General features: G+C 69.6%; 16 protein-coding genes and 1 pseudogene. 10 read left to right on the forward strand and 7 right to left on the reverse strand.

Annotated features, from left to right (window positions below; genetic code table 11):
• Positions 1-128: 128 nt before the first annotated feature.
• Positions 129-710, reverse strand: a pseudogene (locus AC069H_RS03885) (TetR/AcrR family transcriptional regulator); the annotation flags it as partial.
• A 96-nt stretch (positions 711-806) separates the two neighbouring features.
• Here AC069H_RS03885 and AC069H_RS03890 point away from each other — a divergent pair.
• The 6 genes from AC069H_RS03890 to AC069H_RS03915 all read left to right on the forward strand — a co-directional run bounded on the left by AC069H_RS03890 (position 807) and on the right by AC069H_RS03915 (position 6588).
• The gene (locus tag AC069H_RS03890) at positions 807-1439 is read left to right on the forward strand and encodes an NAD(P)-dependent oxidoreductase (protein ID WP_478231266.1); all 633 of its coding nucleotides are present in this window, start codon (positions 807-809) and stop codon (positions 1437-1439) included.
• Positions 1440-1522: 83 nt separating this feature from the next.
• A complete protein-coding gene (locus tag AC069H_RS03895) occupies positions 1523-2239 on the forward strand; it encodes an SGNH/GDSL hydrolase family protein (RefSeq protein ID WP_478223654.1) in 717 nt (238 codons plus the stop codon).
• Between the two features lie 125 nt (positions 2240-2364).
• The gene (locus tag AC069H_RS03900; RefSeq protein WP_478231267.1) at positions 2365-2532 is read left to right on the forward strand and encodes a hypothetical protein; all 168 of its coding nucleotides are present in this window, start codon (positions 2365-2367) and stop codon (positions 2530-2532) included.
• A gap of 331 nt (positions 2533-2863) precedes the next feature.
• A complete protein-coding gene (locus AC069H_RS03905) occupies positions 2864-3469 on the forward strand; it encodes an RNA polymerase sigma factor (protein WP_007030724.1) in 606 nt (201 codons plus the stop codon).
• Positions 3466-3945, forward strand: a complete 480-nt coding sequence (locus tag AC069H_RS03910; RefSeq protein WP_007030725.1) for a hypothetical protein — start codon at positions 3466-3468, stop codon at positions 3943-3945. The genes AC069H_RS03905 and AC069H_RS03910 overlap by 4 nt, the downstream gene beginning before the upstream one ends.
• A 42-nt stretch (positions 3946-3987) precedes the next feature.
• The gene (locus AC069H_RS03915; protein ID WP_478231268.1) at positions 3988-6588 is read left to right on the forward strand and encodes a CHAT domain-containing protein; all 2601 of its coding nucleotides are present in this window, start codon (positions 3988-3990) and stop codon (positions 6586-6588) included.
• Positions 6589-6664: 76 nt separating this feature from the next.
• Here AC069H_RS03915 and AC069H_RS03920 read toward each other — a convergent pair whose 3' ends face one another.
• Both AC069H_RS03920 and AC069H_RS03925 read right to left on the reverse strand, forming a co-directional pair.
• A complete protein-coding gene (locus AC069H_RS03920) occupies positions 6665-8062 on the reverse strand; it encodes a hypothetical protein (protein WP_478231269.1) in 1398 nt (465 codons plus the stop codon).
• Between the two features lie 181 nt (positions 8063-8243).
• Positions 8244-8684, reverse strand: coding sequence for an SRPBCC family protein (locus AC069H_RS03925; RefSeq protein ID WP_478231270.1), 441 nt, complete (start codon positions 8682-8684; stop codon positions 8244-8246).
• Between the two features lie 49 nt (positions 8685-8733).
• Between AC069H_RS03925 and AC069H_RS03930 the strand changes: the two genes are divergently transcribed.
• The gene (locus AC069H_RS03930; protein ID WP_478231271.1) at positions 8734-10698 is read left to right on the forward strand and encodes an FUSC family protein; all 1965 of its coding nucleotides are present in this window, start codon (positions 8734-8736) and stop codon (positions 10696-10698) included.
• Positions 10699-10701: 3 nt separating this feature from the next.
• On the opposite strand, the gene AC069H_RS03935 is transcribed toward AC069H_RS03930, so the two are convergent.
• Positions 10702-11325 carry an AAA family ATPase gene (locus AC069H_RS03935; protein ID WP_478231272.1) on the reverse strand — a complete coding sequence of 208 codons (624 nt, stop codon included), beginning with the start codon at positions 11323-11325 and terminating at the stop codon, positions 10702-10704.
• Positions 11326-11414: 89 nt separating this feature from the next.
• On the opposite strand from AC069H_RS03935, the gene AC069H_RS03940 reads away from it, so the two are divergent.
• The 3 genes from AC069H_RS03940 to AC069H_RS03950 all read left to right on the forward strand — a co-directional run bounded on the left by AC069H_RS03940 (position 11415) and on the right by AC069H_RS03950 (position 13164).
• Positions 11415-11753, forward strand: coding sequence for a hypothetical protein (locus AC069H_RS03940; protein WP_340686730.1), 339 nt, complete (start codon positions 11415-11417; stop codon positions 11751-11753).
• A gap of 202 nt (positions 11754-11955) precedes the next feature.
• Positions 11956-12888: a TauD/TfdA dioxygenase family protein gene (locus AC069H_RS03945; RefSeq protein WP_478231273.1), complete on the forward strand. Its 933-nt coding sequence runs from the start codon at positions 11956-11958 to the stop codon at positions 12886-12888.
• 60 nt (positions 12889-12948) lie between these two features.
• Positions 12949-13164, forward strand: a complete 216-nt coding sequence (locus AC069H_RS03950) for an antitoxin (protein ID WP_340686732.1) — start codon at positions 12949-12951, stop codon at positions 13162-13164.
• Between the two features lie 70 nt (positions 13165-13234).
• On the opposite strand, the gene AC069H_RS03955 is transcribed toward AC069H_RS03950, so the two are convergent.
• The 3 genes from AC069H_RS03955 to AC069H_RS03965 are packed head-to-tail and all read right to left on the reverse strand — an operon-like array spanning position 13235 to position 16801.
• Positions 13235-14188 carry a prephenate dehydrogenase gene (locus AC069H_RS03955; protein ID WP_478231274.1) on the reverse strand — a complete coding sequence of 318 codons (954 nt, stop codon included), beginning with the start codon at positions 14186-14188 and terminating at the stop codon, positions 13235-13237.
• 48 nt (positions 14189-14236) lie between these two features.
• The gene (locus tag AC069H_RS03960; protein ID WP_478231275.1) at positions 14237-16255 is read right to left on the reverse strand and encodes an oxidoreductase; all 2019 of its coding nucleotides are present in this window, start codon (positions 16253-16255) and stop codon (positions 14237-14239) included.
• A 9-nt stretch (positions 16256-16264) separates the two neighbouring features.
• Positions 16265-16801, reverse strand: a complete 537-nt coding sequence (locus AC069H_RS03965; RefSeq protein WP_478223647.1) for a PadR family transcriptional regulator — start codon at positions 16799-16801, stop codon at positions 16265-16267.

The following is a 16801-nucleotide window of genomic DNA, read 5'->3' on the forward strand; positions in this document are numbered from 1 at the left end:
CACAGGAGGGAAAGCGGATGATTTGTTTGCGTGTTTGTCTTGTTGTTCTTGGGGTTTGGCGGTGGCGTGGGGGTTCTGGGTGGTGGGGGGGGGGGGTTGGTTCCCCACCCCAACCCCCCCCCCACGACCACCGCGACCACCAGCGTGCCCGCCAGCCTCTCCGCCCACTGGTCCAGTTCTTCGGGGGACGGCTCGCGGTCGTCGAAGGACGCCAGGAACGCGTACTGGAAACAGGCCCCGAGCAGCAGCGACGCCGCCGCGTCCAGATCCGCGTCCTCGCGAACCCTGCCGAGCCGGACCTCCTCGCCCAAGTACGCGGAGACGCGCACCAGCGGGACGTCCGGCCCGCTCGCCCGGCTCATGACCCGGTCCCGATGGGTCGCGAGCAGTTCCCGCGAGGAGAACAGCGACACCGCGATCGGGAAGCTCTCCAGATAGAACGACAGCGTGATCCGCGCCAGCCGGGCGAGATTCTCCGCGAGCGGTGTGTCCGCCGCGGAGCTCATCAGCTCGTCCAGGGTCGTCCCGAGCGCGGGCAGCCGCTCGGTGAGCACGCTCATGAAGATCTCGGTCTTGTCCTTGAAATGCTTGTACAGCAACGCCTCGGAGTAGCCCGCCGCCCGTGCGATGGCCTTTGTCGTGGCGTGCGCGTAGCCCTGCTCGCGCATCACCTTCGCCGCCGCGGCGACGATCTCCTCGCGGCTTCCCATGTTCGCTCCTGAGGGCTTCTCAGCGTTCGCTCGACAAGTGGTTAGTGAACACTCACCATAGTGGGTGAGTGTTCACTAACCCAGGAAGGCGTGACCATGAAGCTCACTGTTCTCGGTGCCACGGGCGGGGTCGGCTCCGAAGTCGTCAAGCAGGCGCTGGCCGCGGGGCACCACGTCACGGCGGTCGTCCGCGACCCGTCCCGCCTGAACGCCGAAGGTGAACTGCTGGAGGTCGTCGTCGCCCGGCTGTCCGAGCACGGCGCGCTGACCGAGGCGGTGTCCGGGCGCGACGTGGTGATCTCCGCCCTCGGCGCCCGCGACCGCAACCCGACGACCATCGTCACCGACGGGGCGCACGCCGCGGTCGCCGCGCTCGGATCGGCGGGCACGCGGAGGCTGCTCCTGGTGAGCGCCAGCGGCCCGTTCGTCGACGGCGACGCCTTCTTCACCAGGAACGTCGTCAAGCCGCTCCTGGGCAGGGTCCTCCGGCACGCCTTCGCGGACATGGTCGCCGCCGAGCGGATCGTGCGCGCGAGCGACCTCGACTGGACGATCGTGCGCCCGCCGCGCCTGCTGAACGGGCCGCACACCGGCGCGATCGCCGCCCGCACCGACGGCAACGTCCGCGGGAGTTACAGCATCAACCGCGCCGACGTCGCCGACTACCTGCTCCGCGCGGCCGCGGACGACTCGCTCGTCCGTCAGACGGTCTCGATCGCCCAGGGCTGATTCCGCGTTTCGTCCTCTGGATGCGGTTGTCGCATGCGCAACGATCGCGTTCAGAGGACGAAACGCGGAAGTAGAGTCGCGGGGTGATCAGCCGTGCGGTGGTGCTCGCCCCGATCCTGCTCGCGCAAGCCGTCCGGGTGCGCCGTACGACGCCAAGGCTGCCCGGAGCCGCGGGGCCGGTCACCGGCCTCGTGAAGGGCGGCGGCCGCCCGGTGCGGCTCGCGGTGCTCGGCGAGTCCACCGTGGACGGCGTCGGCGCGGCCACCCACGCCGAGGCGCTGACCGGACGGCTCGCGGACGAACTCGCGCGGGACGGCGGCGCGGTCGCCTGGCAGGCACTCGGCAAGACCGGCGCCAACGCGCGCGTGGCGCGCGAGGAGCTGCTGCCGCTGCTCGAACCCGCCGACCTCGTGGTGATCGCGCTGGGTGTCAACGACACGATCGAACTGCATTCGGCCACACGCTACCGGCGTGACCTGCTCGACCTCGTCGTCGCCGTGCGGCGCCGGGTGGGCCGGGTCCCGGTGGTGCTCGCGGGCGTGCCGCCGATGGGCCGGTTCCCGTCGCTGCCGCGTCCGCTGCGGGACGTCCTCGGCGCGCGGTCGGCCGTCCTCGACGCCGCGGCCGCGCGGCTGGCACTGCTGCCCGGCGTCGTCCACGTCCCGATGCCCGCCGCGATGCTGGACCCGGCGACCTTCGCCGAGGACCGTTTCCACCCCGGCCCCGAGGGCTACCGGCGCTGGGCCGAACAACTCGCGGACGTGAGCCGACGGCTACTCAGCGACACCATTTCCGGGTAAGAACGCTGATCAGGTCACCCGCCTGCCACAGATTAAGAAATTTCCGCGAAAAAACTGGCTCTGCGTGTATCTGGTGGCAGCCTCATTGCGTCCTATGGAGCAGTCGAGGAAATGAGGGACACCCGATGACTACCGAGACCCACACCGCACCCGTCGACGACGAGGCCACGGCCACCGAGGACCTCGAAGAGACCCCGAAGCCGAAGCCGATCACGGCGCCGGTCCCGCCCCGTCCCGGCACCAGCCCGGACGGCAACTGGGACCCGAACGGCACCGAACCGCCGGTGAACTGAACCAACACAGACAGGTGATGTCCGGAGGCCGAGGGGGCCTCCGGACATTGCCTCCGGGTGCTCCTTCGGGGGAGGGGGACGCCCGGGCGCGGGCCCGTTGGGGAGCGGGCCCGGGGGGAGGGAAAAGGACCGGCCGGTGCGCAGTCCACACCTACTCGCGCCGGCCGGTGCCTTTGTCCTTCACCCCAGACCGAGGGGGGACGACCGAAATTCGACAAAAAACGTTAGTGACTTGATGTATCCCAGAGCCTCTTGCACGCTCCTTCTCCCCGAAGGGCCCGCGATACTGCCAGCGCCGACACGAAGACACGTCCGAAGTGGGGCAGATACGGTGACCGACGTGCAAACGACCGAGGTAGACCCGCCATGGGAAGGACTGACCGGTGCCGACCTGCATGCCGCCTGCATGCGTGCGGCGCGGGCCGGTGACCGCCAGGCGATGGACAGACTTGTGCACGAGCTGACCCCGCTCGTGTGGCATGTCGCGCGCGCGAACGGGCTCGACCGCCTGACCGCCGAGGACGTGGTCCAGACGGTGTGGCTCGCCCTCTTCAGCCAGCTCGAAAAACTTCGGGACCCCAAAGCACTCGCCGCGTGGCTGATCACCACCACCAGACGTGAAGCACAGCATCCTTTCGGCCGCCGCGCCCAGCCTGTCCCGTTGACCGACGAGCTGGCCGAGAGTATGGAGAGCACCCACCCGGCCCCCGAAGAGGAAGCCGTCCGCGCCGACCGGGATCGCCGGGTCTGGCGCGCCTTCCTCCGCTTGCCGCACCGCTGTCAGCAGCTCCTTCGGCTGACCGTGCTGGCCGGGCGGGCCGAATACCAACTGGTCGCCGAAGCACTCCGTATGCCGCGCGGAAGTGTCGGCCCGACCAGGGGCCGTTGCCTCGAATCGATGCGCGACCTGCTGGCCCACGAAGGGGGAAGCCGATGAACGACCTCGGGACGCCGGGGGAGATGACCTCCCCGGGCGATGAGGCCTTGCTCGCCGATATCGGGCGTTTCATGGACGAACTGGACCCGCCACCGGGAGACCTGGTGCAGCGGGTTCAATTCGCGCTCGCGCTCGAAAACCTCGACGTGGAGGTCGCCCGCTGGGAACGGATGGACGCCACCGCGGGCGTCCGTGGCAGCGACACCGGCACGATCACCTTCACCGTCAGCGACCTGACCGTGATGATCAACCTGACCAAGATCGGCAAGAAACACCGGATCGACGGCTGGCTCGTGCCCGCCGGCGAGTACGGAGTGGAGGTTCGCGTCGCCGAGCACGGCACGAGTTCCACCACCGCCGACGAGGGAGGCCGGTTCGTGCTGGACAACGTCCCCCAGGGCACCACCCAGATCGTGATCCACCTCGGCGACGTGACCTGTCGCCGGACCGTCGTGACCCCGACAGTGGTGCTGTAACCGGACGGCTGTTCCGTTATGCGGCGCGGGTGTGCTCCCATAGTGCGTGTGCCCGTGCAGCTTCCTGTCGTCGATCCCGTAGCCGAGGCGGCGGCCGATCTGCACCGTCAGGCGAGGGCCGCGGCCTCCGATCACGGTCCGGGCGCGGCCATCCGGTTGCTGCAGCGTGCCTTGACGCGCCTCGGGCCGGTCGAATCCGGCAGTGTCGAACGGCTGGCGATCCGCGTCCGGATCCTCATCAGCCTGGCGGCGGCGGAGGCGGAGGTCGCGTCCCAGCAGGACGGATTCGCCCGGCTCTCCGAGGCGGAACAGGTCCGGCTCCAGTTGCCGGAAGGCGACATCCGGCGCGAGCTGAGCTTCACCGTCGTGCTCCAGCGAGCCGTGGTGCTGATGAGGTCCGGGCACCTGGACGAATCGCTCGCGCTGTACAACGCCGCGTTGCCGAACCTCGTCGCGGAAGCCGCGAAGCACAGCCTTCTGCTCACCCGGAACCTGGTGAACCGGGCTTGGCTGCATCTCCAGATGAGCAATCCGGACGCGGCGCACGCCGATCTCGTCGCCGCGCTCGACATCGCCGTCGAACACGGGCACCGGCTGCTCGAAGGGAAGATCCGGCACAACCTGGGTGATCACGCCCAGTTGCTCGGCGACATCCCCGAAGCGCTCCGGCACTACGAACAGGCGGCCTCGATCTTCGTCACCGACGGGCCCGGCTCGCTGCCGCTCGTTCGGCTCGACCAGGCGAAGGCCCTCCTCACCGCCGGGCTCGCCGAGGAGGCGGCGCGACACCTCGACGAGGCGATCCCCGAACTCCGGGACAACGGCGCGCACCATCTCGTCGCGGAAGCGGAGGTCGCGCGGGCCGGGGCCGCCATCCTGGAGGGTGACCACGTCCTCGCGAAGAAGCTCGCGACGTCCGCACGGCGGAGCTTCCTGCGGCGTGGCAACGGCCGGTGGGCGGAGATCGCCGAGTTGACCAGGCTTCGCGTGGACGCGGTGAAGGTACTGGCGGACCGGGAGAAGAAGCCGTCCGCGAAACTGCCGGAGCGGCTCGCCGAGCTCGCCATCCGGCTGGCCGGACTCGGTCTGCGCGACGAAGCGGGCGCGGCCCGGATGTTCGCGGTGCGGCTGCTGATCCGTCGCGAAGAGACGGTCGCCGCGCAGGAACTCCTGGCGCAGGTACCGAAACCGCGGCAGACCACGCCGATCGACCACCGGATGCAGCTGCGGTTGTGCCGGGCCGAACTCGCGGTGGCGTCACATCGGCCGCGTTCGGCGCTCGCGCAGGCGCGGGCCGGGCTGGCGGAACTCGGGCAGATCCGCGACCGCATGGGCGGGCTCGACCTCGTCTGCGGGACCGCGGCGCACGGCGAGGAGCTGGGCAAACTCGCGCTCACGCTGGTGCTCAAGAAGGCGAGGCGCAGCGGCGCCGGGGCGAAGAGCCTGTTCGCGTGGCTGGAACGCACGCGCGCGCAGGTGTACCGCTACGAACCGCTGCCGGTCATCGAGGACCCCGCGCTCGCCCGGCACATCAACGAAATGCGGCACGTGCAGGGGACGATCCAGGCACGGCGGTTGTCCGGTGAACCGGTCGGCAAGCTCGAAGAGCGCTACGACCGTCTGCAGCGGGAGGCCACGCGGCTCGGGTGGTACACCAGCCAATGGGGTCGTCCGCGCCCGGTCTCGGCACCCGAAGAGGTGGTGGAGCGGCTCGGCGATCGCGTGCTGGTCAGCCTGATGGGGTATCGCGACACCTTGTACGCGGTGGTCGTCGACCGCGGCCGGTTCCGGCTGCTGAAGCTGGGTCCGCTCGCGGAGATCGTCGAGACCGCGCGGCAGTTGCACGCGGACCTCGACGCGCTGGCCCCGGACAACCTGCCCGCGCCGCTGGTCGAGGTCGTCACCGGTTCCGCGCGGCGCCGGGCGGACAAACTGGACAAGCTGATCTCGGCGTCGCTGGCGAAGACGCTGGAAAACCGCGAGCTGATCATCGTGCCGATCGGCTCGCTGTACGCGTTGCCGTGGGGTGCTTTGCCGTCACTGCACGGACATCCGGTGTCGATCGCCCCGTCGGCGACCGCCTGGGTGACCGCGTCCGGGCGGCGGAGTTCCGGCCCGGTCCTGCTCGCCGGCGGGCCCGGTGTGCCGGGTTCGGTCGGTGAGGTACGGAACCTGCGGACCGTGTACCCACAGGCCCGCCTCGTCGACGGGAAGGACGCGACCAGCGACGTCGTACTGTCCGCTTTGGACGGTTCCGGGATGGCGCATCTGGTCGCGCACGGCGCGCACGAACCGGCGAACGCGCTGTTCTCGCGGTTGGAACTCGTCGACGGCCCGTTGTACGCGCACGAAACCGCCCGGCTCGCTAAGCCGCCGGAACGGGTGGTGCTGGCCGCGTGCGAACTCGCGATGAGCCACATCCGGCCTGGCGAGGAGGCGCTCGGTTTCGCCGGGACGCTGCTCGCCAGCGGCTCGCGGACGGTCATCGGTGCGATCGCGCGGGTCGGCGACAAGGCCGCCGCCGCCGCGATGTCCGACCTGCACCGGCGGCTGGCTTCGGGGACGGCGCCCGCTTTGGCACTCGCGGAGGCGACCGCCGCCGATCCGCTGCGGCGTCCCTTCCTGTGCCTGGGTGCGGGCTGATCCCTTCCCGGCCCGATGGGGAGCCAGGCGTCGACGGTTCCGGAGGGCATCGGACGGCCCTCCGGAACCACCGGCGTCACGGTATCGGCGCACTCACGTGGTCGAGTGTCCAGTCGTTCGAGCCCGGCGCGCCTTCATTGCAGTAGTAACCGTGCAGGGTATTGCCGAAGACGTGCTGGAAGACGCACGCCGATCCGTTGCCGTAGACCGGACCGCCGGGGATTTCGAAGAACTGCCCCGTCGGACTGGTCGCGGTGAGTATCCGCGTCTTCCAGACGTTGGTCTGCTCCAGCGTCTCCACGGCCAGGTAGTACAGGGAACCCACCTTGATCACTTGGGGCGCGGCCACGACGTCGCGGGAGTACGCGACGAGCGTGCCGAGATCGGCCGGGCTGGTCTGCAGCAGCGCGTCGAACGAAGCCGCGCTTTTGACTCGGATCTCCTTGCGGCCGTTCGCTTCCCGGAACCAGTACAGATACACGGTCTGCGTGTCCGGGTCGCGGAACAGCGTCGGATTGCCGTTGATCACCGTCGTTTCCTTGACCAGCGGCACAAAGGAGGTGAACTGCGTGCCGTCGAGTCCGTCGGTGCTCTTGCGCCCGACGATGTAGTACGCGCCGCCGTCAGGGTTACCGCCGCACCAGTAGACGTTGTGCACCAGACCGATCGTGTTGTCCGGGTTCTTCAGGGCGTATCCCCATCGCTCACCGGTGCCGGAGAGCAGCGGCGTGGTCGACTGCGTCCACGCTGTTGTGTTCAGGTCGTTCGTTCGCGCGATGCCCAGGCCGGAACACTCATGGTGGCCGAAGTAGCCGAGGTAGCGGAAGCCCTGGTTGATCGACGGTGACTGCGTCGGGTTGACGTCCAGCACGCTGAAGGTGTGCGGGTGGTCATCGTTGCCGCTCCACGAAACCGGGCTCAGCACCGACTTCTGCGGTGTGCCCAGAGTGAAGTAGCCGCTCTCCGACGTCGGCTGCGCGAAGGCGTAGAACAGAAAGGTCTTGCTCTGGTAACCGAACGACTGCAGCTGCGCGTCGGTGAACTCCCCGGCCCGGACGGTGAGCCAGTCCTTGTCGATCGGGTGCCACCAGCGATGCACCGCCACGGTTCCGGTGCGCTGGGTGGGAAACGCGTAGTACTGGAAGGTCTTGTTCTGGTACCCCCAGTTGGCCATCTTGGCGTCGGTGGCCATGCCGGCGGGCATGTCGATCCAGTCCTTGTCCAGCGGATGCCACCAGCGGAACACCTCGACCATGTCGCCGCCCGCGACCAGGCTGACGTAGAACTGCGGTGCGGTCGGTTCCTGGTACCCGAAGGACAGCAACCGCGCGGTGGTCGGCTGGTTGCCGTGCGCCGGCACCGACAGCCAGTCCTTGTCCGCCGCGTGCCAGTGCCGCCGGACCGCGGAGGGCGCGCCGGCTCCGGGCTGCAGCGTCAGCTGTTCCGCGGTGCGCCCGTCGGATTCACTTTTCATGAGCGTCCTCTCCCCAAGGGACTTCCGAAGTGGAATGCCCATATAGGAGTCGTCGACGCGACCTGAAAGGTTTACCCGGCAACGCAATCGTGACATTGTGCGGACGAAGCCGGGCGGTCACCATGATGCGCGCGGCGGTTCTGGTGGGGGGAGGGTCTCATCCGCCGCGATGGTGAAGAGGTCAGGCGCGTTCGGCATGCTTCACAAGGCGAGTGGCCAGGATCGAGACGACCGAGCGCAGCGCGGCGCACACGGCGGCGCCGGTACCGGGCAGTGGTTCGGTGAACCGGCCGGCCCAGCGCAGATCCGTACCGCCGGAAGCGTTCGGCGTGAACGAGACTTCGGCGCGATAGTCCTTGAGCGGCGCGAGACCCGCGAAGCCGTAGACGTGCTTTCGGTCCTGTTCGTACTCCAGCGTCTCTTCGTGGAGATACACCGGCCACAGGCCGACGGCCCGCACCGCGCCAACGCCGTCCGCGTCCGGTTCCCGCGCCCAGCGCGAGTGGAACACCACCGGCTTCGCCCATTCCGACCACCGGGAACCGTCGGCCTCCAGCGCGAACAGCGAAGCGGGCGAGGCGCTGCTCGTCCGGTTGACCTCGAAGGAGTACGTCTTGCCCATGTGGCGACGATAACCGCTCCGGCCGCCACGGATAAGTCAAGATAGGGGCGTGAGCACGACGCGCCGCGAGATCGCCGCACCACATTGGCTGGTGCAGCTGCTCCGCAGCACACCGGTTCCCATTCCGTGGAACATGGTCGCCCGCGCCGTCCTCGCCCTCGCCGTACCGCTGGCCGTCGGTTACGCGCTCGGCGACATCGCCGTCGGCGCGCTCATCTCCACCGGCGCCCTGCCCACCGTCCTTTCGGAATCCGCCGGCCCGTACCGCTACCGTGCCCGGCGGCTCGGCGGCGCCACCGCGGCCGCCGTCCTCGGCTACTTCGCCGGGTTGATCACGGGCGGCATCCCGGCCGCGTCCATCCCGGTCGTCGTCGGGGTCGCGGCGGTGTCCGCGCTGATCAGCGCGGCGGGCAGCAACGCGTCGGTCGCCGGGCTCCAGATGTTCGTCTTCTGCGTGCTCGGCACCGGCCAGCACGTCACCGGCCTGCGCGTCGAAGTCCTTCTCGGCTACTTCTGCGTCGGCGCCGCCTGGAGTCTGCTCGTCGCACTCGCCACCTGGACCTTCCGCGCCACCAGCCCCGAACGCGGCGCCGTCGCGCACGTCTACGTCGAACTCGCCGCGATGCTGTCCGCGACCGACGAAGCCACCTCCCGCGTCGCGCGCCACCAGCTCACGACCGCGATGAACACCGCGTACGACCGGCTGCTCACCGCGCGATCCTGGCTGTCGGGCCGCGACGCCACCTACCGCCAGCTGCTCAACCTGCTCTCGGCCAGCACCCCCGCCGTCGAGGCGTCCGTCGCGATGGTCAACGCCGGCCGCCGCGCCCCGGAAGACGTGATCGACCACTTCATCGCGACTTCGGCGGCCGTACTCGCGAACCAAGAACTGCCGGAGCCGCCCGAAGCGCCCGAAGGCGCCGACCCGGTCCCCGCCGCGCTCTACGCCGGACTCGCCCGGATAGGCAAGGGCGACAACCGGAAACGGCGCGAGATCCAGCCGTGGCACAAACGCCTCCGCGGCTGGGCGGGGTCGCTCATCTCCGGCCCGCTCACCTGGTTCGCCGCGCTCCGCCTCACGTTGTGCGTCGCGATCGCCGAAGTCGTCGCGCTGCTCGTCCCGTTCGAACGGTCCTACTGGATCACGCTCACCGTCGGCATCGTCCTCAAACCCGACTTCGGCTCGGTGTTCGGCCGCGCCGTGCTGCGCGGTATCGGCACGGTGATCGGCGTGGGCATCGGCGCGGCCGTACTCGCCGCGGGCGGCGAAGGCTGGCTGCTGGTCCTGCTGATCGCCGTGTTCGCGGGCGGCGTCGCGGTCGGCAAGGTCCGCAACTACGGCATCCTCAGCGCCTTCGTGACCCCGCTGATCATCTTGCAGATGGATCTCGCCAGCACCGGAAGCTGGGACGTCGTGCTCGCGCGGCTCGTCGACACCGTGCTCGGCTGCGCGATCGTCCTGATCTTCGGCTACCTGCTCTGGCCGGGCAGCCGGCGGCCGCAGGTCGGCGGACGGCTCGCCGACAGCCTCGACAGCCTGGTGAAATACGTCGACAAGGGGCTCGTGCTCGCGCCGTCGGGCGAAGCGCGATTGGAACGTTCCCGCGCCCGTCGCCGCGCCTACCGCGCACTGGCCGACCTGCGGACCGCGTTCCAGCAGGTCGTCGTCGAACCCTCGGCGGCCGGGCGGCAGGCCGTCGCCTGGTGGCCGGTGATCGCCGGGCTCGAACGCGTCGCCGACGCCGTCACCGAGGTCGGCGTCACCCTCGGCCGCGGCGCCCCTGCCCCGGCCGATGCCGACATCGCCCTCCTGACGGCCGCCCTCACCGAACTCGCGGCCGCCGTCCGCGAAGAACGGGAACCGGCGGAGATGCCGATGCCCGACAACGAGCAGCTGTCGGGCGTCGTCGACCAGATCGGCGCCGCCTTCGACGCCGTGCGCGGCCCGGACCTCGTCGAACGCGCGCCGCTGCGGCTGGTCCGGCGGTTCCTGCCCTACCACCGCCGCGCCTGAGCGTCAGCCGAACCGGATGTGTTTGACGCTCGTCCACTTGCGACGCACGAAACCCCGCAGCGCGCCGTCCGTGTTCGGGGCGAGGGTCAGCCCGGCCGACGCGGCGATCCGATCGGCGACCCGCGCGACGGCGAGCGTGTCCGTGTGGATGTGTTCGCCGAACTCCGCACCGCTCAGCCGGTCCAGGCAGAGGTCGAGCTTCGACACCGCGAAACTCTCGCGCTTCGGCGGCCTCCCCTTCCGCCGTACGGAATGGACGATGCCGCGTTCGCTCAGCCGTCGCAGCACGGTTTCGCGTTCGGCCAGCAGCGCGAAGTGCCGGACGTCGTGCCCGCGGTCGGCCAGCCTGCCGACGATCTCCTCGAAGTACCGGGGCTCCACCAGCGTCATCGGCACGATCACCGGACCGTCCTGTTTGCCGAGTACCAGGTCGAGCACCTCGAAAACGCCCTGGCGCCAGGCGGCGAGGTCCTGGAAGTCGCCGCGCAGCCGTGGCGGCATCATCCGGTGCAGGCCGAAACCCGCGACCTCGGGATCGGACAGGACGCTGCCGGGCAGCCGCCGGTGCAGTTCGTGCGCGGTCTGCGTCTTGCCGCCGCCGAACGGGCCGTTGATCCAGACGAGCATGCCGCCGACCCTAGCCACGCGACCACCCGTACGGGGGAGGGTGAGCATCATCTCGAACTAATGTTCGAGTTTTCACGCATAATCGACGCATGCTCGACACTGGTGACACGCTGCCGCCGGGGCCGCGTCACCTGCACATGGTCCGGCCCAACCAGCCCGTTTGGGTCGATCTCAAGCTGGTGTACCCCGTCGGCGCGGTGAAGACCCGCCTGCCCGACGGCCTGGATCTGACCGGCACCGTCCCCGGGCTGCTGGGGATGTGGCGGGCGACGACGACGGGGCACTGGGTCGGCTGGGTCACCTTCCAGCTCGGTCCGGTCGGCCGGGGCGGCACGACGCATTCGCAGTGGGTGCTGGCCGAGGCGCTGCGGCCGCGCGAGGAGCGGAACACGTGGTCGGGCAGCTTCCCCTCCGAGCGGAGGCGATGATCGTCCCGTCTCATGGACGGTGTTGACCGCACGCCGGATCGCGCCCACGATGGCCCCGTGTCCGTCCACTGGGAGTCCGCGCCGACGCGTTCGGCCGGCGAAGGCGTTGCCGCATTGCTCCTGCGCCGTGGACGCTTGGGCTCTCCGCCCGCGTAGCTCCTCATCTCGCCAAGTCGTCCGACGGTGAATCCAGGGAGCCTCCATGTCCATCGAACTGCCCGACCGTGCCCGTCTCCGCCCCGCGACCGTCCCCGACGGCGGGATCCTCGAAGGGCCGCGGCTGCTACGGCGCCTGCCGGAAGGCATCGAAGAACGCCCGTACGAGCTTTTCGCGCTGCGTCCGCTGGGGCGGGTGATCGGTGCCGAGATCGGCGGCGTCGACCTGGCCCGGCCGCTGACGCCCGCCCTCCACGCCGAGCTGAATCGCGCGTTGCTGGAGTGGAAGGTGTTGTTCTTCCGCGACCAGGACATCACTTCGGCGCATCAGCGCGCCTTCGCCGCCAACTGGGGTGAACTGGAGACGAACCCGTTCATCCCGAAAGGGGAGACCGCGGACAGCACCCGGTTCACCCGCTCGGCGACCATGCCCGCGTTCGAGAACATCTGGCACGTGGACGTCACCTTCCGGCCAGAGCCCGCGCTCGGTTCGGTCCTGCGGCTGATCGAGATCCCGCCGGTCGGCGGCGACACGATGTGGGCCGACATGGCCGCCGCCTACGACAACCTGCCGGAAGACGTCCGCGACCGCGTCGACGGGTTGACCGCGGTGCACGACTTCATCCCCGGCTTCGACCGCTTCTCCGATCCGGAACTGCTGCTGCGCCACCAGGACGCGTTCCCGCCGGTCGAGCATCCGGTCGTCCGCACGCATCCGGAAACCGGGCGGCGCACCCTCTTCGTGAACCAGGCGTTCACGACGCACGTCGTCGGCATGGACCGCGACGAGAGCGACAGGCTCCTGCGGTACCTGTTCAGCCGGGCGCAAATCCCGGAGTTCCAGGTGCGCTTCAGCTGGCGGCCGGGTTCGGTGGCCTTCTGGGACAACCGCGCCACCCAGCACTACGCCGTCAACGACTACCACCCGTACGCGCGCGTGGCCGAACGCGTCGCCATCGTGGGCGACCGGCCGTTCTGAGCGTCCCCACGACGGGTGATCGCCGGGCGTGTTCGCCGGTGCCTGTGTGACGATGTGACCATGGGCATCAACTTCGATGAATTGAAGAACAAGGCCACCGACGCTCTCCGCGAGCACAACGACAAGATCGAGGGCGGCCTGGACAAGGCGGCGGACTTCGCGAAGTCGAAGTTCTCCGGTCACGATTCGCAGATCGACTCCGGGGTCGAGAAGGCGAAGGGCTTCATCAACAAGTTCGACGACACCCCCGACACCCCGCCCCAGCAGGGCCAGTAACCCCTGCGCGTTTCGTCCTCTGAATGCGGTAGTTGCGTGTGCAAGGACCGCGTTCAGAGGACGAAACGCCTCAGGAGACCTCGCCGATCGCGGTATCGCCCTCGATCGCGGTGATCCGGCCGCCGCGCTCGCCGAGCGCGATCAGGCCGTCGCGCGCGTCCGGCGCGCTCAGACTGACCCGAACTCCCGCGCGTTCCGCGTCCTTACTGGCCGCAAACGCTTGCGCGCCCTCATAGCCCGCGTTGACCGTCACCGCGAGGCCGCCCGTCGACGCCAGCGAGCCCCGAGCGGCACCCAGCCGCCCGAGCGCTTCGTCGACGATCGGCAGCAGCGCGTCCCGGTTGCCCTCGGTCATCGCCCGCACCAGCGCCGGGCTCGACCCGGCCACCCGCGTGCCGTCCGTGTAGGACCCGGCGGCCAGCGCCATCGCCAGCGGCCCGCCCTGCGCGCCGATCGTGGCCAGGATGGCCGCGAAGATATGCGGCAGATGCGAGATCCGCGCGACCGTCTCGTCGTGCGAGTCCGCCGGCAGCGGCACGACATGCGCGCCGACGTCCAGCACCAGCTGGGCGACGTCCGCCCAAGCGGTCAGATCGGTGTCGTGCTCGACGCCCAGCACCCACGCCGCGCCGCCGAACAGCGCCGGGTTGCTCGCCTTCCAGCCGGAGTTCGCCGTCCCGGCCATCGGGTGCCCGCCGACGAACTTCGCGTACGGCGCGCGACGGCGGACCGAGTCGAGCACCGAGCCCTTCACGCTGGTCACGTCGGTGAGCACGCAGTGCCCGGCGACCCGCGAAACGGTCCGGAGCACTTCCTCGACCGCGGGCAGCGGCACCGCGAGCACGATCATCGCGTCCCGCTCCGCCGCCTTGCCCAGCGCGGCTTCGACCTGCGTCGTCACGTCGAAACCCGCTCTGCTGGCGGCGTCCGCGTCAGCTTCGGAGGTCGTCGCCCCGAACGTGGTGCGGCCGATCGAATGCGCCGCGCGCAGCAGCGAACCACCGATCAACCCGAGCCCGATCACGCATACGTCCCGCACAAGGGTTCATCCTGCCATCTACTACGCCACTCGTCAGAGAACGGCGGCGAGGCGGGTTCCCTGATCGATGGCGCGTTTGGCGTCCAGTTCGGCCGCGACGTCGGCGCCGCCGATCAGGTGCACCGGCAGTCCGGCCGCGCGCAGGTCGTCCACGAGGTCGCGCACCGGCTCCTGGCCCGCGCAGACGACGACGTTGTCCACATCGAGCACGCGCGGCCGGTCACCGACGGTGATGTGCAGGCCGTCGTCGTCGATCCGGTCGTAGGTGACCCCGGTGAGCTGCTCGACGCGTTTGGCCTTCAGCGCGGCCCGGTGCACCCACCCGCTGGTCTTGCCCAGTCCCGCGCCGATGCCGGACTTCTTGCGTTGCAGGAGGAAGACCTGCCGCGGTGACGGCTCGACCTTCCGCTCGGTCAGCCCGCCCGCCGCCCGCTCGGGATCGGTGACGCCCCATTCGGCCATCCAGGCGTCGAGATCGAGCGCGGGGGAGGTGGTGTGCGTCAGGAACTCGCTGACATCCACACCGATCCCGCCCGCGCCGATCACGGCGACCTTGCCGCCTACCGGTTTCCCGTGTCGCACGACGTCCACATAGGACAGAACCTTGGGGTGGTCGATACCGGGGAGCGACGGCACCCTCGGCGTCACGCCGGTGGCCAGCACGACCTCGTCGAACCCGGCGTCGATCAGATCGGCGGCGGCCACGCGTGTGCCGAGGCGCACCTTGACGCCGGTGACCTCCAGCCGTCGCGTGTAGTAGCGGATGGTCTCCGCGAACTCCTCCTTGCCAGGGATCTTCCGCGCGATCCCGAACTGGCCGCCGATCTCGTCGTCGGCTTCGAACAGTTCGACCGTGTGCCCGCGTTCGGCCAGGCCGGTCGCGGCCGCGAGCCCGGCGGGACCAGCGCCGACGACGGCGACGCGTTTGGTCTTGCGCGTGGGTGAAAGCGTCAGCGTGGTCTCGTGGCCCGCACGCGGATTAACCATGCAGGACACCAGTTTCCGCTTGAACGCGTGGTCGAGACAGGCCTGGTTGCAGGCGATGCAGGTGTTGATCTCGTCCTCGCGCCCGCTCTCGGCCTTGCGGATCCATTCCGGGTCGGCGAGGAACGGCCGCGCCATCGACACCAGGTCCGCGTCGCCGCTCGACAGCGCCTCCTCGGCGACCTCGGGCATGTTGATCCGGTTCGACGTGACCACCGGGACCCCGACGTGCGGTTTGAGCTTGCCGGTCACCCAGGTGAACGCCGCGCGCGGCACGGACGTCACGATCGTGGGCACCCTCGCCTCGTGCCAGCCGATGCCGGTGTTGATGATCGTCGCGCCCGCCTCTTCGACCTCCTTGGCCAGCGCGACGACGTCTTCCCAGCGCTGTCCGCCTTCGACGAGGTCCAACATGGACAGTCGATAGATGATGACGAAGTCCTCGCCGACCGTCTCCCGCGTGCGGCGCACGATCTCGACGGCGATCCTTCGGCGGTTTTCCGGGCTGCCGCCCCATTTGTCGGTGCGCTTGTTGGTCCGCTCGGCGAGGAACTGGTTGATGAAGTAGCCCTCGGAGCCCATGATCTCGACGCCGTCGTAGCCCGCTTCCTTAGCGAGGAAGGCACAATCGGCGAACGCGCGGATCTGGCGCAGTACGCCGTACCCGGAAAGGGCCCGCGGTTTGAAGGGGTTGATCGGCGCCTTGATACCCGACGCGGAAACGCTCAGCGGGTGGTAGGAATACCGGCCCGCGTGCAGGATCTGCAGCGCGATCTTGCCGCCCGCCTCGTGGACGGGATCGGTGAGTCGCTTGTGCGCCTTGGCTTCCGCACGCGTCGAGAGCTTCGACGCCAGCGGCAGGAGCCAGCCGGTCCGGTTCGGGGCGAAGCCGCCGGTGACGATCAGCCCGACCCCGCCGCGGGCGCGTTCGGCGTAGTACTCGGCCAGTTGCGGGAAATGCGCTTCCTTGTCCTCGAGGCCGGTGTGCATCGAACCCATGATCACCCTGTTGCGCAGGGTGGTGAAGCCGAGGTCGAGGGGGGACAGCAGGTTCGGGTACGGGCTCATCGCTGGTCCTTACGCGTCGTGGTGGAATGCCCGGAGGACTTCCTCGAGCCACTCGACGTGGCCCTGTTCGGTTCGGATTCCTCCGCGCAGCACGAGGAACTGATGCAACGACTGTCCACTGAGGACGCTGGGGTCGGGGAAGTCGCGCTTCTCGATCAGCAGGTACGCGTCGAGCTGTGCCGCGTGCGCGTCGCGATGCCGGGTGACCTCGGCGGCGACGGCGGCCGGATCGCCGAGGGTGGCGCCGCGGATCTTCACGGCGAGTTCCCTGGCGGTGGCCGACGGATCGGGTTCGGCGAGCCAGCGGGCGAGTTCGGCCCGCCCCGCGTCGCCGACGGTGTAGACCTTCTTGTCGGGTTTCCCGGACTGCGCGACCGGGGCGACGGCGACCCAGCCCGCGTCCTCCATCCGCTTGAGGACGCGGTAGATCTGCTGGTGGGTGGCGCTCCACCACAGCCCGATGGACTTCTCGAAGCGCCGCGTCAGCTCGTAGCCCGAGCCGGACCGCTCGGACAGTGAAACCAGGATCGCGTGCTCCAGAGCCAT

Source organism: Amycolatopsis sp. NPDC043887, from assembly GCF_056435665.1.